This window comes from Mycolicibacterium komossense (assembly GCF_025822605.1).
GTDB lineage: Bacteria > Actinomycetota > Actinomycetes > Mycobacteriales > Mycobacteriaceae > Mycobacterium > Mycobacterium komossense.
Genome location: NZ_JACKTY010000047.1, coordinates 61,754 through 78,874, shown reverse-complemented (window position 1 = coordinate 78,874; position 17,121 = coordinate 61,754). Strand labels below are relative to the sequence as shown.

Sequence of the window (17,121 nt, the reverse complement as noted above, 5' to 3'; positions counted from 1 at the left end):
AGTTGCACGCGGTTGCAACTCTTCTTCGCGACCGCAACCCCCTGCAACTCTTTCGCGGTGTGGTCGCGGTCACATAGACATGGCGCCATGAGAGCAGCTGTCTACTACGGACCGAACAAAGTCGAGATCGCCGACGTGCCCGAACCCAGCCCTGGGCCCGGCACCGTCAAGGTGAAGGTGGGATACAACGGGATCTGCGGCACCGACCTGCACGAGTACTACGCCGGCCCGATTTTCTTCCCCACCGAACCTCACCCGTTGACCCACGCGCAGGTGCCGCTGGTGATGGGCCACGAGTTCTCCGGCGTGATCACCGATATCGGTTCTCGCGTGACCGGCTGGTCGGAAGGTGACCGGGTTGCCATCGAGCCGATCTACAAATGCGGACATTGTCCAGCCTGCAAAGCAGGCAATTACAACATCTGCGCGCAGATCGGTTTTCACGGCCTGATGTCCGACGGCGGGATGGCGGAATACACCGTCGTCCCCGCCGACATGCTGCACAAACTGCCCGACAATGTCTCCATGCAACTCGGCGCCTTGGTCGAGCCGATGTCGGTGGCGTACCACGCCGCCACCCTCGGGGAGACCAAGCCAGGTGACACCGCCATGGTCTTCGGCGCCGGGCCGATCGGGATCGGACTCTGGTTTGCGTTGCGTGGCAAGGGGATCGACGACGCCTTTGTGGTCGAGCCGTCAGCCACCCGGCGCGCGTCGATCGAAGCCCTCGGTGCTCGCACCCTGGACCCGGCCGCACTTGATGTGCCTGCGTTCATCGCCGATCACACCGAGGGCCGCGGCGCCGACGCCGTTTTCGACGCCGCCGGCGTAACGCCTGCCGTCGAGACCGCACTGGCGTGCGTCGGGGCGCGCCGGCCGATGGTCAGCGTCGCCATCTATGAAAAGCCCTTGACCACACCACTTCTGAATCTGGTGATGAACGAGTCCCGAATCCAGGGATCGCTGTGCTACACCTCGGCGGACTTCCAGGCGGTCATCGCGCTGATGGCTCAGGACGCCTACGACACCACCGGCTGGGTGGAGTCGATCGCCATCGACGACGTCATCGACGAGGGATTCGAAGCTCTCCATGCCGGCGCGAAGATGAAAGTTCTCGTCGACCCGACGATCTGAGAGGAGATCAATCATGACAACGACCCAAAATGGAACCCTCGCCGGAAAAGTCGCCCTTGTCACCGGAGGAGGCCGGGGGATCGGCCGCGGGATAGCGTTGCGGTTGGCCCGCGACGGCGCCGATATCGCATTGGTCGACGTGCAGCCCGACGGTATCAACGAAGTCGCCGACGAGATCGCAGAAATGGGCTCGAAATCAACCACATTCGTCGCCGATGTCGGCGACCGTGAGCAGGTGTTCGCGGCGGTCGACCACGCCGCGTCCGCCCTGGGCGGCTTCGACATCATGGTCAACAACGCCGGTATCGCGTTGGTCGGTCCGATCGCCGACGTGACCGCCGGGGAGATCGCGAAGATCTGGGCGATCAACGTCAACGGCGTGCTGTGGGGAATCCAGGCCGCCGTCGCGAAATTCAAGGAACTGGGAAACAGAGACGGCGGCAAGATCAGCCGGGTTATCAATGCCTCATCCATTGCCGGCCACGACGGATTCGCGATGCTCGGCGTCTACAGCGCCACCAAATTCGCGGTGCGCGCGCTGACTCAGGCTGCCGCCAAGGAGCATGCCGCCGACGGCATCACGGTCAACGCATACTGCCCCGGCGTGGTCGGCACGGATATGTGGGTGGAGATCGACAAGCGCTTCGCCGAGCTCACCGGCGCGGCCGAAGGCGAGACGTACGAAAAGTTCGTCGGCGGGATTGCTCTTGGCCGGGCGGAGACACCCGACGATGTGGCCGGTTTCGTGTCCTACCTGGCCGGTCCGGACGCCGACTACATGACCGGCCAAGCCGGGCTGATCGACGGCGGGCTGGTCTTCCGCTGATGGGCCGCGCTGACCTGGCCAGGTGGCCAGTAGCGCCGATGTGTGACGGGGAGCACAATCGACTGTGATGCCCAGCCTTTCCTCCAGCCTGTCCACGCCTGAACCGTCGGTGGCTGTCGGCGAAGATCCGCGCAGTTTCGCGCGGCTCATGTCGGCTGTCTACGACGCGACGATGGCAGGCAACCGGGCTCCGGCGCGGCCCCGTTCGGTGATCGGCGACTCCTGGCAGCGGATGCTGGCCAAGGGCGTCGACCCGGACGGGCAGCGGCCGCCGGTCGTCGAGTCCGGCGCGATCGACATGCTCCGCCGGTCGTCGGGCCTGATGTCGGTGCTCGACGATGTCTCCCGAAGTCTGGAATCCCTTGTCGCCGAAGGGGACAACATCCTCGTCGTGGCCGACGCGCAGGGCCGGGTGCTCTGGCGGTCCGGCTCGCCCACGGTGCTGGCCAACGCCGACCGGCTCGGCTTCGTCGAAGGCGCGAACTGGGGTGAGGGCACCGTCGGCACCAACGCCATCGGCACCGCGCTGGTGTCGAACCGGGCCGTCCAAGTGTTCTCCGCCGAACACTTCATGCGCAGCCACCACGCCTGGACCTGCGCGGGCGCGCCCATCAAAGACCCACGCACCGGGCAGGTCATCGGTGTGGTCGACGTCTCCGGCCCGGCGGCTACCGTGCACCCGACCACCATCGCGTTGGTCGACGTCGTGGCCCGCCTGGCCGAATCGCACCTGCGGGAACAACACGACCGTGTCCTGAACCGGCTCCGCACGGTGGCCGCGCCCATCCTGGCGCGGATCGGAAAACCGGCGTTGGCCGTCGACCAGGATGGGTGGGTCGCCGCCGTCGATTCGTTGCCCCTGCACAATCGCCTGCTGCTGCCCGAACAGATCGCGCCCGGCCGGGCGTGGATCCCCCCGCTCGGGATGTGCGAGGTGGAGCTGCTGCCGGGCGGCTGGCTGGTCCGGCTGGCTGACGAGGATGAGTTGCGTGACGCGCCGGTATCGCAGGTGACGCTCGATCTGCGCCGGCCCGGCGGACCCGCCCTGGAAATGGTGGGGCAGTTCGGCTGCTGGCGGCACGGCATCACTCTGCGGCACGCCGAGATCCTGCTCGTTCTCGCGATGTTTCCGGAGGGCCGGTCAGCCCCGGAGCTGGCAGGTGACCTCTACGGCGACCGTTCCCGGGTCGTCACCGTCCGCGCCGAGATGTCGCGACTGCGTAAACAGTTCGCCGGTCTGGTGCAAGGCCGGCCCTACCGGTTCCCGGAATCTGCCGCTGTGCAGGTGTGCTACCCCGACGATCTGACTGGGCTGCTGCCGTCGTCGACCGCACCGGCGGTTCGTGCCGCCCGCGTGCTGCGTTCGGAACCGAGGTAACTTGACCCGGTGGCGGCCGATTTCGACATAGAGGCTTCGGGACTTCTCGACGGGCTTGACGGTGACGCTCGCGCCGAGCGGGCGGAACTGATTCCGTGGCTGATGGAGCGCGGAATCACCGTCGAGCAGATCCAGAATGCGTTTTCGCCGATGCTGTTGGCGTCGCGCCGGATCATCGGAGACGACGGATCGTATGTGTCCACCCGAGAGCTCAGTGAGAAGACCGGACTCGACCTCGAGCTGACGGAGCGAATTCTGCGCGCCGCCGGCCTGCCCAGGGTGGACGACCCGGACGCGGCGGTACATCTGCGGGCCGACGGCGAAGTGGCCACCTATATCCAGAAGTTCATCGACCTCGGGCTGGATGCTGAACAGTGCGTGCAGGTCACCCGGGTGCTCGGTGAAGGCTTGGCGAGCGCGGCCGAAGTCATGCGCTACACCGCGCTGGGTGCGGTGTTGCGTCCTGGCGCGACCGAAGTGGAGATCGCCGAAGAGTCCGAGGCGCTGGTCGGCCAGGTCGCACCGTTGCTCGGGCCGATGATCCTCGACATGCTGATGCTGCAGCTTCGGCACTCATTGGACACCGAGGCCGTCAATGCCTCCGAACGCGCGGCCGGCGCACCGATGCCCGGGGCGCGCCAGGTCGCGGTCGCCTTCGCCGATCTCGTCGACTTCACCCGCCTCGGTGAAGCAGTGGAACCCGAAGAGCTGGAACGGCTCTCGCACCGGTTGGCCGATATCGCCAGGGATGTGGCCGTGCCGCCGGTGCGCTTCGTCAAGGCTATCGGCGACGCGGTCATGCTGGTCAGCCCCGATCCGAAGCTGCTGCTGGCGGCGATGCTCGACCTGGTCGATGCCGCGGACGCCGACGACGCCGTGCCGATGCTGCGGGTTGGTATCGCGTTGGGGGAGGCGGTGAGTCGGGCCGGTGACTGGTTCGGCAGTCCGGTCAACACCGCGAGCCGCGTGACCGGGGCCGCTCGCCCAGGTTCGGTGCTGGTCGCCGAGTCCGCCCGCGCTGTGATCGGTGACGACGGCTTCGCGTGGTCGTTCGCCGGTGCCCGCAAGCTCAAAGGTATCAAGGGAGAGACGAAGCTATTCCGCGCGCGCCGCGTCGACTAGGCGCTGAATTCCTTTGCTAAAGAGCGTTTGTCGATCTTCTCGCCGGCGAGCGTCGGCAGTGCCTCGGCCCGAATCTCCCAGCGGGTGGGTACCGCAAAATACGACAGCACACCGGTGACGTGTGCCGACAGCTCCGCGGCCGTTGGCGGCTCGGAGTCGGCGCTGTGTACGACGACCGCCACTAACTCCTCACCGAGGTCGGGGTGCGGAAGCCCCAGCGCGGCCACCTCGACGACACGCGGGTGTGTGGCTATCGCGGCTTCGACCTGCGGGCAGGCGATGTTTTCGCCACCACGGATCACGACGTCCTTGCTGCGCCCGTCGATAAAGAGGTAGCCGTCGTCGCTGAGGTGGCCTAGATCGCCGGTGCGCAACCACCCGTCGGCGTCGACGTTCTGATCGGTGTCAGCGCCGACGTAGCCGTTCATCACGGTCGGCGAGCGCGCCAGCACTTCGCCGATGCCATCGGAATCACCGGGCGCTATCCGGATTTCGACGACGGGATAGGGCCGACCCACCGTTCCAGGGTGCAGGGTCAGGTCGCGGGCGTCGGCGACGGTCAGGAAGCCGCCGGCCTCGGTCATGCCCCAGGTGTTGCTCAATCCGCGTTCGCGCAACTTCGGCAGTCTCGCCCGGATACGGTCAAGCAGAGCGGTGGTGACCGGAGCGCCCCCGAGTGGCCAGGACTTCAGGCTCGACAGATCATACTTGTCGAAGTCGGGGTGTTCGAGAACGCGAATCGCCATGGTGGGCACCGCACCCCAGATCTGGATACCTTCGCCCTCGATCAGCCCCATGATCTGCCCGGCATCGAAACGACCTTCGGTCATGACGATCTTCCCGCCGGTCAGGAAGTGGGTCAGCAGGCTTGAGAGCCCACCGATATGGAACATCGGGGTGGTGGCCAGGCTGACGACCTGCCGGGAATTTGCGTCGAGGAGATGCGGTAGCCGGCCAGAGCGCGCCAGGATGTTGTGCTGATTGGTGATCACCGAACGGCGAGACAACTCAACCGCTTTCGGCATTCCTGAACTACCGGAGGTGAACAGGATCAGGGCCGTGGCATCGGCGTCGGTCGATGCCGAGGACGATGGTGGCTCGCCGCCGGACTCGAACGAGGTGCGCAGGTCGTCCAGCGCACTGCGGGGCACGTCGATCGGCAATGCCGTGTCGGTCAGCACGTGCCGCGGCGCGAGAAGTTCCAGCGCGTGCTCGATTTCGGCCGGGCTCCACCAGCGATTGGCCAATACCGGTACAGCGCCGCTCAGCCATAGTGCCCACAGCGCGACGACCCACTCCGGGCTGTTGTAGCCGAATACCATGACGCGGTCGCCGGTTCCGATCCCAAGGTCCCTGAGCTGGATGCCGGCGGCATGGGCGGCCGCCCGAAACTCGGCGAAGCTGATCCGGCGCTCGCCGTGGACCAAGAACGTCCGCTCGGTCCACACCGTGGTGCCCGCCAGCAGTTCCGCGAACGTCGACGGCCCCTGGTCGTAGAGCAATCCGTCATGCCCGGCATAGGTACCCGGGCGGACGTCGCCGCCCCAGATCGGCAGATCCGTCATTGGCCGGCCACCAGTTGAATTCCCTCAGAGGGCGCGACGATGACGAACCCCTGGCCGTGGAACGCCACCTGCAGGGCCTCGCCGGATCCGCGGCCGATCAGGGCGCCGGCTTTGAAACTCGTCTTCAGCTGCGTCTGCAGATTCGCCGACCAGGCGACCACCGCATTGGTATCGGCGAAGGTGGGGGATTCGCCCGCGTCGAGGACAACCGGCGGGCCGTCAGTGGTCAGGGCTACCCAACCGCTGCCGCGCAGCGTCGTGTTGAACAGGCCGCCCGTCGCGATGCTGCCGCCCTTCACACGCTCGATGTTCCAGTCCAGACCTGACGAGAACGCCAGTACATTTTTACCGCTGATCGACAGCCCTGAGTTCGACAGTTGCAACAGGTGCACGTCGTAGGCGCGTTCGGCGAGGAAGACATCGCCCTGCCCCGAGCAGCGCATCAGCGGCAGCCCCTCGCCGGTCAGTGCCTTCTTGATGAACTTGGAGGCGCCGCCGCCCTCGAAAGCGAAGTCGACGTTGCCCTGGTAGGCGACCATCGCGCCCTGCCGCGCCATGAACGGCTCGCCCAACCGCACCCGCAGCAGCTTCGAATTCTGGTTCGCGACCGGCTTGGTTTCCTTTTCGCTGAAGCGCCCGTCCACCAGATCTCCGGTGATACCGGCGAACCCGCCGGCTGCAGCGCTGGCCTGCGGCGCCGCGCTCTGCCGCGGAACGTAAGCCGTCGCCCGCGTCGCTGACGGCGCCTGCGAATCCTGAACCGCCGCCGGGGTTTCCGCGGCGCGGGCGCTACCGAGCGGGGCCCGGCTCATCTGGCCCTGGTGAGACACCTGATCGGTCCAGCTCTGGCCGTCCCACCACCGGTACTCGTAGCGGCCTTCGGGATCAGGCTGCCAACTACCAGGCCCGGTTCCAGTCACATTCACTCCTTGCTCCGCCCCTGTATCGCAAGGGACCGTCGTTGGTCATCGCCGATCATGCCTGGAGGACGCATTCTGGTCACATGGCGGGCAGAGAAATCGACCGCGGGCGAGCGCAGAGCGCTCCAAGCATAGGTTTTCGCCGGGGGTGAACGCCGCCCTAGCAGCGTTGTAACGGTGTAATCATGTAATCATGAGATATCAACACCATCATGGACACGGCAAGCGTGAGGCTGCTCCGGACGCCGGTGACACCGCCGAGTGGTTCGCCGGACGACTTCCGCAATCCTGGTTCGACGGCGACCCGACTGTTGTCGTCGACCGCGAAGAGATCACCGTCATCGGGCGGCTGCCCGCACCGGCCACCGAGGGGACCGAAGCTAGAGTCGCCGGGCGCGTCTCCCGCTTCCGCGAAGAGACCCGTTCCGAGCGGATGCACATCGCTGACGAGGCGCAGGACAAGTTCGGCCGCAAGGTCTCCTGGGGTGTGACGGTCGGATCTGAAAAGGGCGATGAGCAGATCCTGTTCACCCACATCGCCGTCCCGGTCATGACGCGCCTCAAACAGCCCGAACGGCAGGTGCTCGACACCCTGGTCGACGCCGGTGTGGCCCGGTCCCGCTCGGACGCGCTGGCGTGGTCGGTCAAACTCGTCGGTGAGCACGCCGAGGAATGGCTGGCGAAGCTGCGCGAGGCGATGTCCGAGGTCGACGAACTCAAGACCCAGGGCCCGCAGTTGTAGGGATTTCGGCGTGCTCATCGCCGCTGAGCGGTCGTGAGCACGCCGAAATCCCAACTAGGCCTGCGTCATCGACCAGTACTCGCCGCGCCGGGCCAGTAGCTCGGCGTGGGTGCCCTGCTCGACGATCCGGCCCGCCTCCATCACCAGGATCAGATCGGCGTCGCGAATCGTGGAGAGCCGGTGGGCGATGATGAAACATGTTCGGTCGCGGCGCAACTCGCCCATCGCCTGCTGGATCAACAGCTCGGTCCTGGTGTCCACCGAACTGGTCGCCTCGTCGAGGATGAGCAGCTGCGGTCTCGCCAGGAACGCCCGCGCGATCGTGATCAACTGTTTTTCGCCGGCGCTGATGTTGCCGCCGTCGTCGCTGACCCGGGTCTCGTAGCCATCGGGCAGCGTGTGCACGAACCGGTCGACGTAGGCCGCCCTGGCCGCCTCGATCACCTCGTCGTCGGTCGCGTCGGGCCGGCCGTAGGCGATGTTCTCGCGAATCGTCCCGGCGAACAACCAGGTGTCCTGCAACACCATTCCGATCCGCGACCGCAGCGAATGTCGGCTCACCGTGGCGGTATCCACGCCGTCGACGAGGATGCGGCCGGAGTCGACGTCGTAGAACCGCATCAGCAGATTGACCAGCGTGGTTTTGCCCACCCCGGTTGGCCCGACGATCGCGGTCGTGCTGCCGGGCGACGCCACCAGCGACAGATCCGCGATGACCGGGGTGTCCTCGCGGTAGGCGAAGCTGACGTGCTCGAACTCCACCCGTGGCGCGTGGCCGACCGCCGGGAGCACCGCGTCGCGGTCGGGTGACTGCTCGGGTTCGTCAAGGAAGTCGAATACCCGCTCGGCACTGGCCACCCCGGACTGCAGCGTGTTGTACATGGCGGCGACCTGGGTCAGCGGTTGGTTGAACTGCCGCACGTACTGGATGAATGCCTGGATGCTGCCGAGGGTGATCTGTCCGGTAGCCACCTGCAGGCCGCCGACGACCGCGACCGCGACATAGCTCAGATTGCCGATGAACGTCGTTGCGGGCGAGACCAATCCGGAGAAGAACTGCGCGCCGAAACTGGCGTGGAACACGTCCTCGTTGAACTCGCTGAACTGTTCGCGGGCACCGGCCCGATGCCCGAACGTCTTGACGACGGTGAACCCGCTGTAGGTCTCCTCGATGTGCGCGTTGAGCCGTCCGGTGTTGCGCCACTGCGCGACGAACATCTTCTGGGAGCGTTTGGTGATCGTTCTGGTCGCCCACAGTGATAGCGGCACCGTGAAGACCGTGATCAAGGTCAGCAGCGGCGAGATCGTGAGCATCATCACCAGCACTGCCAACACCGTCAGCACCGAGGTCAGTAGCTGGCTGATGGTGACCGACACCGACGTCTGGATGTTGTCGATATCGTTGGTGACCCGGCTGAGCAGCTCGCCGCGCTGCCGAGTGTCGAAGTGCGACAACGGGAGTCGGTGAACTTTGGCTTCGACATCGGATCGCAGCGCCACCATCGTCCGCTGCACGGTGACGTTGAGCAGCCGGGCCTGCATCCACACCAGCAGAGCGGCCACCAGATACAGACCGAGGGCGAGCAGCAGCGTCCGCCCCACCGCGCCGAAGTCGACGCCCTGGCCGGGGACGACGTTCATTCCGGAGAGCAAATCGGCGAAGGTGGTGTCGCCGCGCGCCCTGGCCGCCGAGATCGCCTGTTCTTTCGTCAGGCCTGCGGGCAGCTGGCGACCGATGACACCGTTGAACAACAGGTCGGTGGCGTGTCCGAGGATCCGCGGGCCGATCACACCGATCGCGATCCCGAAGACCGACAGGACAATGACGGCCGCGGCCATCCCGCGCTGCGGTATCAGGCGCTTGACGAGCCGCAGCGCCGAACCCGTGAAGTCTCGCGACTTCTCCGCCGGTGCCTGCTGCATGCGCAGCGCGCCACGCATCGGACCGCTCATTGTTGATCCTGATCCACTGGCCCGACCCCGGCGCTCACGCCACTGGATTGCGAATCCGCGAACTCGATGTACGTCGGGCAATCCACCAGCAGACTCTCGTGCGTTCCTGCTCCGACCACACGGCCGTCATCGATGACGATCACCTGCTCTGCAGTCACCACGGTCGAAATGCGCTGCGAGACAATGATTACGGTCGAATCGGCGGACACTTCCCGCAACCGCTGACGCACCAGGGCGTCGGTGTGCACGTCCAGGGCGGAGAACGCGTCGTCGAAAAGGTAGAGCTGCGGCCGGCGGATCACCGCGCGGGCGATGGCCAACCGCTGACGCTGGCCGCCGGAGAAGTTGATCCCGCCTTGGGCGACGCGCATCTCAAGACCGTCCGGATGGGCGGCGACGAAGCCGTCGGCGCAGGCCACCCGTAACGCCTCCCACATCTGGGCGTGCGTCGCGTCGACGTTGCCGTACCGCAGATTCCCGGCGACCGTCCCGGAGAACAGGTATCCCCGCTGCGGTACCAGGCCGACCGAGGACCACAGCCGTTCGGTGTGATAGTCGCGGACGTCGATGTCGTCGAGGAACACTGCGCCAGAGGTCACGTCGTACAGCCGGCAGATCAGCGACACCAACGTCGATTTCCCTGACCCCGTGCTGCCCACCACCGCGGTGGTGGTGCCCGGTCGTGCGATGAACGAAATATCCTGCAGCACCGGGCGATCAGCCCCGGGATAGCTGAAACTCGCAGCGGCCAGCCGAACCTCGCCCACCGTGCCCCCGACCGGTTCCTTGGCGTACACGGGATTGCTGACCGCCGCTGTCGTCGACAACACCTCGGTGATCCGCTCGGCGCACACCGAGGCACGCGGCAGCATCGCCAGGAAGACCGTCGACATCAGCACAGCCATCAGGATCTGCATGAAGTAGGCGAGGAACGCGATCAACGAGCCGACCTGCATCTGCCCGGAGTCGATGCGCATGCCCCCGAACCAGATCAGCGCGACGCTCGACAGGTTGATGGTCAACGTGGTGACCGGCAGCATCAACGCCTGCCAGCGCCCGGCGGCCAGGGCCGTATCGGCCAGTGCCTGATTGGCGACGCCGAACCGGTCCCGTTCGAACGGCTCGCGGGCGAACGCTCGGATCACCCTGATGCCCGAAAGCTGTTCGCGCATAACCCGGTTGATACCGTCGATGAGCCGCTGCATGGTGCGGAAGATCGGCAGCATGTGCCGGATGATCCAGTAGTTGCCCAAGGCCAGCACCGGCACGCTGACCAGCAGCAGCCAAGACAGTCCGGCGTCCTGGTGGATGGCCATGATGACGCCGCCGATACACATGATCGGAGCGGTGACCAGCACGGTGAACGTCATCTGGACGAGCACCTGGATCTGCTGGACGTCGTTGGTGGTGCGGGTCAGCAGTGTGGGGGCCCCGAAGCGGGCGGTCTCATGCTCGGAGAAGGTGGTGACATGGTGGAACATCGCCGCGCGGACATCGCGGCCAAAGCTCATGCCGGCCCGCGACCCGAAGTACACCGCGCCGATGGCGCAGACGACCTGCAGTGCCGTCACCGCGAGCATCATGGCGCCGAGGTGGATGATCCGGTTCGTGTTGCCCTGCGCAACGCCGTCGTCGATGATCGCGGCGTTGATGGTGGGCAGATAGAGCGAGGCCAGGGTGCTGATCAGCTGTAGCGCCATCACCACCGCGACCAGCCGCCGGTACGGCCGCACGTACTGTCGCAGCAGTGCCAGGAGCATGTGGCTACTGTCGCATACAAACCTAGGCACCGGTGCGACGGTCGGTGCCCCCGGGACTCGCTGGTGACAGGCGAAAAGACCTGGTCAATAGGCGTGTCGGTGGTTCGCCGCCGGTGCTGCCGCTACAGTGCAGTGTGAAGCAGCATCGGGAATAAGGAGTGCGCGAACCTGTGAAACGCAACGTAGCGGCGCTGGCCGTCGCAGTCGTAGCGGCGGTCCCCCTCTTCGCCAGCTGTTCCAGTGACAACCCCAACCAACCCCAGCCGGGACCGTCGGCACCCGCACCCGCCGCGGAGGCCCAGCACGGCCCGACCTTTCCGGAGTGCGGCGGGATCTCGGATCAGACGGTCGGACAGCTGACCCAGGTCACCGGATTGGTCAACACGGCCAAGAACTCCGTCGGCTGCCAGTGGCTGGCCGGCGGCGGCATTATCGGACCGCACTTCTCGTTCACGTGGTTCCGGGGCAGCCCAATCGGTCGGGAACGCAAGACCGAGGAGCTGTCGCGCACCCGGGTCGACAACATCAACATCGACGGCCATGACGGTTTCGTCGCCGTCGGCAGTGATCCGATGGCCGGTGACAACCTGTGTGAGATCGGTATCCAGTTCCAGGACGATTTCATCGAGTGGTCGGTGAGCTTCGCGTCCCAGCCCTATCCCGATCCGTGTGATGTGGCCAAGCAATTGGCCAGCCAGTCGATTGCGAACGCCAAATGATCAACCAACGTGTCCTCATCGGCGCTGCCGTCGTCGTCTCCGCGCTGAGCCTGGTGACCGGTTGTGCCCACTCGGTCGATGGCAGGGCAGTCAAGGCGGGCGCCGGTCCGCGCAACAACGACTCGCAGCAGAGCTATCCGAACCTGCTCAAGGAGTGCGATGTCCTGACCACGGACATTCTCGCCAAGACCGTCGGCGCCGACCCCGCAGATATCCAGAGCACCTTCGTCGGTGCGGTGTGCCGCTGGCAGGCGGCCAACCCGGCCGGGCTGGTCGATATCACCCGGTTCTGGTTCGAACAGGGCAGTCTCGACAACGAACGCAAGGTCGCGCAGGCGCTGAACTACAAGATCGAAGACAAGCGGATCGCCGGCGTCGACTCGATCATCATGCACACCAGCGATCCGAACGGCGCCTGCGGTGTGGCCAGCGACGCCGCCGGTGTCGTCGGCTGGTGGGTCAACCCGCAGGCTCCCGGTATCGACGCGTGTGGCCAGGCCACCAAGCTGATGGAGCTCACGCTCGCGACGAACAGCTAGCTCTACCTCGGCACGTGGAAATCGACCAGTGCGGCATTGCCGAGCTGGACTGACCGCCACGTGCCGCTGACACGTAGCACGGCCAGAGCCGAGGTGGGGTACTTCGCCGAAATACCCTCCAGCGCGTCGACGTCGGACCGTGTGGTGTCGGCCAGTCCGAGAGCCAGCTGCGACATTGTCGGTTCGTGACCGATCACCAGCAGGGTGCGCACATCGAAGCCGAACGTATCCTCAGCGCCGTTGATCTCGTCGATGACGGCGCCTGGCGTCGCGTCGTAGATGCGATCGACGAAGCGCACCTCGGCATTCAGCCCGGTCCGGGCCAGCGTTTCGCGGGTCCTGGTCGCCGTCGAACACAGCACGGCCTGCACCCGGGGATCGATCAGGGGATCGGATCGAAGCCAGTCGCCGGCCAGGCCCGCCTCACGTTGTCCGCGCGGGGCCAGTGGCCGCTCGTGGTCGGCCACCCCGTCGGGGTAATCCGACTTGGCGTGGCGCAGCAGGATCAGCGTGCGTGGTTCGTCGCTCACCTGCACCACCGTAAGCCAATCGAGCACATGCCGGTGCACGTCCCCGGACTTGTCGGCGCCCGGTTCTACACTCGCGGTGCCCATTCAGACAAGGCACGGGGCCGAGATCCAAGCGAACTAGAAAGGCGGTACCGGAATGCGATTCGTACACACCGCCGACTGGCAACTCGGGATGACCCGCCACTTTCTCGAGGGTGAGGCTCAACCCAGGTACTCCGCGGCCCGCCGCGATGCGGTGGCCGGTCTCGGCGAACTTGCCAGTGAGGTCGGCGCGGAGTTCGTCGTCGTTTCCGGCGACGTGTTCGAGGACAACCAGCTTGCGCCACGGGTGATCAGCCAGTCACTGGAAGCCATGCGCGCCATCGGTATTCCGGTCTATCTGCTGCCGGGCAATCACGATCCGCTGGATGCCGCGTCGGTGTACACCAGCGCGTTGTTCGCCGCCGAATGCCCGGATAACGTCACCGTGCTCGACCGTGCCGGCATCCATGAGGTGCGCCCCGGTGTGCAGATCGTCGCCGCGCCGTGGCGATCCAAGCGACCGACCACCGATCTGGTCGCCGACGTCCTGGCCGATGTGCCCGCCGACGGCGTCACCCGCATCCTGGTGGCGCACGGCGGCGTCGACATCCTCGACCCCGACCCCAGCCGGCCGTCGCTGATCCGGCTGGCTGCGGTCCGCGCTGCGATCGACAGCGGCGCCATCCACTATGTGGCGTTGGGCGACAAGCACTCCCGCACCGAGGTCGGCGACACCGGCCGGGTCTGGTACTCGGGGTCGCCGGAGGTGACCAACTACGACGATATCGAGGCCGATCCCGGACATGTCCTGGTCGTCGACCTCGACGAGGCCCACCCGGAGCGGACGGTGTCCGTGCGGGCGCGTCATATCGGACGGTGGCGGTTCGCGACGTTGCGCAGGCAGGTCGACGACAGCCGCGATATCGCTGACCTCGACCTCAATCTGGACTTGCTGCCGGATAAGGACCGCACCGTGGTGCGGCTGGCCCTGACCGGCACCCTGACGGTGACCGATCGCGCTGCGCTGGATGCCTGTCTGGACAAGTACGCCAGGCTGTTTGCCTGGGTCGGGTTGTGGGAGCGCCATTCCGAGCTGGCGGTCGTGCCCGCCGACGGTGAGTTCGCCGATCTCGGTATCGGTGGGTTCGCGGCGTCGGCGGTCGAAGAATTGGTGGCCACGGCCCGCTCCGGGGACGGGGAGAGCGCCCAGGACGCGCAGGGTGCGCTCGCCCTGTTGCTGCGGTTGACCGCGGCTGGAAGTGGGGCGGCATGAGGCTGCACCGACTGGTCCTGACGAACTACCGCGGAGTCACCCACCGCGATATCGAATTTCCCGATCACGGTGTCACGGTGGTGTCCGGACACAACGAGATCGGCAAGTCCTCGATGATCGAGGCGCTCGATCTTCTGCTGGAATCGAAGGATCGCTCGACGAAGAAAGACGTCAAGCAGGTCAAGCCCACCCATGCCGACGTGGGCGCCGAGGTGACCGCCGAGATCAGCACCGGCCCCTACCGTTTCGTCTATCGCAAGCGTTTTCACAAGAAGTGCGAAACCGAACTGACGGTGCTGGCGCCGCACCGTGAGCAATTGACCGGAGACGAGGCGCACGACCGGGTGCGTTCGATGCTGGCCGATACCGTCGACACCGGGCTCTGGCAGGCCCAGCGGGTGTTGCAGTCGACGTCGACGTCTGCTGTTCCGTTGGCCGGGTGTGACGCCTTGTCCCGCGCACTCGACATCGCCGCCGGTGACGCTGCGGCCCTGGCAGGGTTGTCCGGCTCCGAACCGGTCCTGATCGAACGGATCGACGCCGAGTTCGGCCGCTACTTCACGCCGACGGGCCGACCGACCGGGCAGTGGGCCGCCGCCATCGACAGCCTCAAGGCGGCCGAAGCGGACGTGGCGCAGTGCACGGCCGCTGTCGCCGAAGTCGACGACCGGATCCGGCGGCACGCGATGGCCACCGACGAACTCGCGGAACTCGATGCGCAGCGCGACAGCGTCGCCGAGCGTCACACGCTGGCAGTCGCCGCGGCCGAATCCGTTGCCGCCCTGACTGATCGGCTCCAGGCCGCCAGAACCGAGGCCGGTGCCGCCGAGGCTACCAGCGCGGCCGCCACCGCAGCTCTGCAGGAACGTCACCGACTGCGCATCGATGTCGACGCCAGGGCCGCAGTGGTTACCTCGGCCGGGGTCGCCGCTCGCGAGGCGGCAGAGGCCGAGGGCGCCGGCCGAGCGGTCGTCACCGCCGCCGACGCAGCACTGGCCGAGGCCGTCGAGGCGCTACGCGCAGCCGAGGATCGTCTCGACGCGGCCCGGCACGTCGTCACCGAACTGTCCGAGCGCGAAGAGTTCGACCGGCTCTGCGCCCGACTGGCCCGCATCGACGCCGCTCAACGTGATCTTGACCAGGTCACCGGCGAGCAGGCGGCAATCACCCTGACGGACAAGGGCTTCCGTGCCATCGAGGTGGCGGCCAGCGCGGTTGACGTGGCGGCCGCCCAGGTGGCGGCGACCTCGACCATCGTGGAGGTCACCGCCGAGACTGAACTTGAGCTGCTGGTCGACGACCGCCCGGTAGTTCTGTCAGAGGGGCAGGTGCACTGTCTGACCGTCGCGGAGGCGACCGCGTTGCGTCTGCCCGGCGTCCTGTCAGCGCGAGTGGCGCCCAGCGTCACCGCCGCCGACAGTCACGCGAAACTCGATGCAGCACAGCAACATCTGCAGGATCTGCTGGTGGCCGGAGGTGTCGCAAGTGCTGCCGATGCCCGGCTGGTCGACGAGCGTCGCCGAGAGCTCACGGCGCGCCGCGACCAGTTGAGTGCGACGTTGGCCGGTATTCGCGGCGATGACGATATCGCCGGGCTGCGGTCGCGGCTCGAGGTGCTTTCGGCCGGCCGGACGGCGGAGCCGGGGTTGTGGGATGAGGTGGACAGCGCCGGCGCCCGCGCGGCCCTGGAGGTGTCCCTCGCCGAGCGTAAGCGGGTGGCCGCGCACTGCGAGACACAGCGCAAGGTGGCGGCCGCAGCGGCCGTACAACTCGTCGAACGCGGCACCCGCGCCACGGTTCTCCGTGAGAAAGCTGCGGCTGCGGCCGATGAGCTGACCGCCATCACGCAGCGGCTGGTCGATGCCAGGGCGATCGCCGGCGACGACGATCTGGCGCTGAGGGCCCAAGCCGCTGCCGACGCCGCGCGGCTGATGGGTGACCGGGTCGTCGCGCTGTCGGCATCGTTGGAGCAGGCGACGCCCGACGTGGTGGCGGCCGAACTCGACGCTGCCCGCACTGCCGCGCAGACGCTCGGCCGCAGGCATGACGAGGTATCGAGGGTCCTGCGGGACGTGACCGTCGAGCTGACGCTGTTCGGCGCCGAAGGACGCACCGGAAAACTCGATGCCGCGCAGATCAGACGTGAACACGCTGCCGCCGCATACGCCAGGACTCGTAGTCGGGCGCAGGCCGCGCACCTGCTGCGCTCGGTGATGGCGCGCCACCGCGACAACACCCGGCTGCGCTACGTAGACCCCTTCCGCACCGAGATCGAGCGGCTCGGGCGGGCGGTGTTCGGGCCCACCTTCGAGGTCGAGGTGGACAGCGCGCTGCAGATCCGCAGTCGCACGCTCGACGGCCGGACCGTGCCCTACGAGTCGCTGTCCGGCGGGGCGAAGGAACAACTCGGGCTGGTGACCCGGCTGGCGGTGTCCGCCCTGGTGGCCAAGGAGGACACCGTGCCGGTGGTGATCGACGACGCACTCGGCTTCACCGATCCAGACCGGCTGGTCAAGATGGGTGCCGTCTTCGACCTGGTGGGCAGCGACGGCCAGGTGATCGTGCTGACGTGTACCCCCGAGCGCTACAACGGTGTCCACGGCGCACACCGCATCGAACTGAGCGGGTAGCCCTCGAGT

The 17,121-nt window shown here is 66.7% G+C and carries 14 protein-coding genes; 9 read left to right on the top strand and 5 right to left on the bottom strand.

The genetic code is table 11. The features are described 5' to 3' along the window. Nucleotides 1-87: 87 nt before the first annotated feature. The 4 genes from H7J73_RS27955 (at nucleotide 88) to H7J73_RS27940 (ending at nucleotide 4,460) form a co-directional block, all read left to right on the top strand. Complete coding sequence (locus H7J73_RS27955) at nucleotides 88-1,134, top strand: 2,3-butanediol dehydrogenase (protein WP_264071063.1); 1,047 nt, start codon at nucleotides 88-90, stop codon at nucleotides 1,132-1,134. A 13-nt stretch (nucleotides 1,135-1,147) separates the two neighbouring features. Further along, a complete protein-coding gene (locus tag H7J73_RS27950; protein ID WP_264071062.1) occupies nucleotides 1,148-1,960 on the top strand; it encodes an acetoin reductase in 813 nt (270 codons plus the stop codon). 67 nt (nucleotides 1,961-2,027) lie between these two features. Further along, nucleotides 2,028-3,338, top strand: coding sequence for a GAF domain-containing protein (locus H7J73_RS27945; protein ID WP_264071061.1), 1,311 nt, complete (start codon nucleotides 2,028-2,030; stop codon nucleotides 3,336-3,338). A gap of 9 nt (nucleotides 3,339-3,347) precedes the next feature. After that, complete coding sequence (locus tag H7J73_RS27940) at nucleotides 3,348-4,460, top strand: adenylate/guanylate cyclase domain-containing protein (RefSeq protein WP_264071060.1); 1,113 nt, start codon at nucleotides 3,348-3,350, stop codon at nucleotides 4,458-4,460. On the opposite strand, the gene H7J73_RS27935 is transcribed toward H7J73_RS27940, so the two are convergent. Together H7J73_RS27935 and H7J73_RS27930 are read right to left on the bottom strand one after the other, a co-directional pair. Further along, nucleotides 4,457-6,025, bottom strand: a complete 1,569-nt coding sequence (locus tag H7J73_RS27935) for a class I adenylate-forming enzyme family protein (RefSeq protein WP_264071059.1) — start codon at nucleotides 6,023-6,025, stop codon at nucleotides 4,457-4,459. The genes H7J73_RS27940 and H7J73_RS27935 overlap by 4 nt on opposite strands. Beyond that, a complete protein-coding gene (locus tag H7J73_RS27930) occupies nucleotides 6,022-6,945 on the bottom strand; it encodes an AIM24 family protein (protein ID WP_264071058.1) in 924 nt (307 codons plus the stop codon). Before H7J73_RS27930 ends, H7J73_RS27935 begins: the two co-directional genes overlap by 4 nt. Nucleotides 6,946-7,138: 193 nt before the next feature. Here H7J73_RS27930 and abmR point away from each other — a divergent pair, with 193 nt between their 5' ends. Then, the gene (gene abmR, locus H7J73_RS27925; RefSeq protein WP_264071057.1) at nucleotides 7,139-7,687 is read left to right on the top strand and encodes an ATP-binding transcription factor AbmR; all 549 of its coding nucleotides are present in this window, start codon (nucleotides 7,139-7,141) and stop codon (nucleotides 7,685-7,687) included. 54 nt (nucleotides 7,688-7,741) lie between these two features. Here the strand turns inward: abmR and H7J73_RS27920 are convergent, their stop codons facing one another. Both H7J73_RS27920 and H7J73_RS27915 read right to left on the bottom strand, forming a co-directional pair. Further along, the gene (locus H7J73_RS27920) at nucleotides 7,742-9,640 is read right to left on the bottom strand and encodes an ABC transporter ATP-binding protein (RefSeq protein WP_264071056.1); all 1,899 of its coding nucleotides are present in this window, start codon (nucleotides 9,638-9,640) and stop codon (nucleotides 7,742-7,744) included. Beyond that, nucleotides 9,637-11,400, bottom strand: coding sequence for an ABC transporter ATP-binding protein (locus H7J73_RS27915; RefSeq protein WP_264071055.1), 1,764 nt, complete (start codon nucleotides 11,398-11,400; stop codon nucleotides 9,637-9,639). The genes H7J73_RS27920 and H7J73_RS27915 overlap by 4 nt, the downstream gene beginning before the upstream one ends. A gap of 170 nt (nucleotides 11,401-11,570) precedes the next feature. On the opposite strand from H7J73_RS27915, the gene H7J73_RS27910 reads away from it, so the two are divergent. Then, entirely contained in the window at nucleotides 11,571-12,119 is a 549-nt protein-coding gene (locus H7J73_RS27910) for a DUF3558 domain-containing protein (protein ID WP_264071054.1), read from the top strand. Next, nucleotides 12,116-12,658 (top strand): DUF3558 domain-containing protein, encoded by a 543-nt coding sequence (locus H7J73_RS27905; protein WP_264071053.1) that lies wholly within the window; start codon nucleotides 12,116-12,118, stop codon nucleotides 12,656-12,658. Before H7J73_RS27910 ends, H7J73_RS27905 begins: the two co-directional genes overlap by 4 nt. Nucleotides 12,659-12,660: 2 nt before the next feature. On the opposite strand, the gene H7J73_RS27900 is transcribed toward H7J73_RS27905, so the two are convergent. Continuing rightward, the gene (locus H7J73_RS27900; RefSeq protein WP_264071052.1) at nucleotides 12,661-13,188 is read right to left on the bottom strand and encodes a SixA phosphatase family protein; all 528 of its coding nucleotides are present in this window, start codon (nucleotides 13,186-13,188) and stop codon (nucleotides 12,661-12,663) included. A gap of 136 nt (nucleotides 13,189-13,324) precedes the next feature. On the opposite strand from H7J73_RS27900, the gene H7J73_RS27895 reads away from it, so the two are divergent. Then, nucleotides 13,325-14,482: a metallophosphoesterase family protein gene (locus tag H7J73_RS27895; RefSeq protein ID WP_264071051.1), complete on the top strand. Its 1,158-nt coding sequence runs from the start codon at nucleotides 13,325-13,327 to the stop codon at nucleotides 14,480-14,482. Further along, nucleotides 14,479-17,112 (top strand): AAA family ATPase, encoded by a 2,634-nt coding sequence (locus H7J73_RS27890; protein ID WP_264071050.1) that lies wholly within the window; start codon nucleotides 14,479-14,481, stop codon nucleotides 17,110-17,112. The genes H7J73_RS27895 and H7J73_RS27890 overlap by 4 nt, the downstream gene beginning before the upstream one ends. Nucleotides 17,113-17,121: the final 9 nt, after the last annotated feature.

What these genes read in the sequence shown, in the direction of transcription:
- H7J73_RS27955 (WP_264071063.1), top strand. Translation starts at nt 88, where the DNA reads ATGAGAGCAGCTGTCTACTACGGACCGAACAAAGTCGAGATCGCCGAC.
- H7J73_RS27950 (WP_264071062.1), top strand. Translation starts at nt 1,148, where the DNA reads ATGACAACGACCCAAAATGGAACCCTCGCCGGAAAAGTCGCCCTTGTC.
- H7J73_RS27945 (WP_264071061.1), top strand. Translation starts at nt 2,028, where the DNA reads ATGCCCAGCCTTTCCTCCAGCCTGTCCACGCCTGAACCGTCGGTGGCT.
- H7J73_RS27935 (WP_264071059.1), bottom strand. Translation starts at nt 6,025, where the DNA reads ATGACGGATCTGCCGATCTGGGGCGGCGACGTCCGCCCGGGTACCTAT.
- abmR (WP_264071057.1), top strand. Translation starts at nt 7,139, where the DNA reads ATGAGATATCAACACCATCATGGACACGGCAAGCGTGAGGCTGCTCCG.
- H7J73_RS27920 (WP_264071056.1), bottom strand. Translation starts at nt 9,640, where the DNA reads ATGAGCGGTCCGATGCGTGGCGCGCTGCGCATGCAGCAGGCACCGGCG.
- H7J73_RS27915 (WP_264071055.1), bottom strand. Translation starts at nt 11,400, where the DNA reads ATGCTCCTGGCACTGCTGCGACAGTACGTGCGGCCGTACCGGCGGCTG.
- H7J73_RS27905 (WP_264071053.1), top strand. Translation starts at nt 12,116, where the DNA reads ATGATCAACCAACGTGTCCTCATCGGCGCTGCCGTCGTCGTCTCCGCG.
- H7J73_RS27895 (WP_264071051.1), top strand. Translation starts at nt 13,325, where the DNA reads ATGCGATTCGTACACACCGCCGACTGGCAACTCGGGATGACCCGCCAC.
- H7J73_RS27890 (WP_264071050.1), top strand. Translation starts at nt 14,479, where the DNA reads ATGAGGCTGCACCGACTGGTCCTGACGAACTACCGCGGAGTCACCCAC.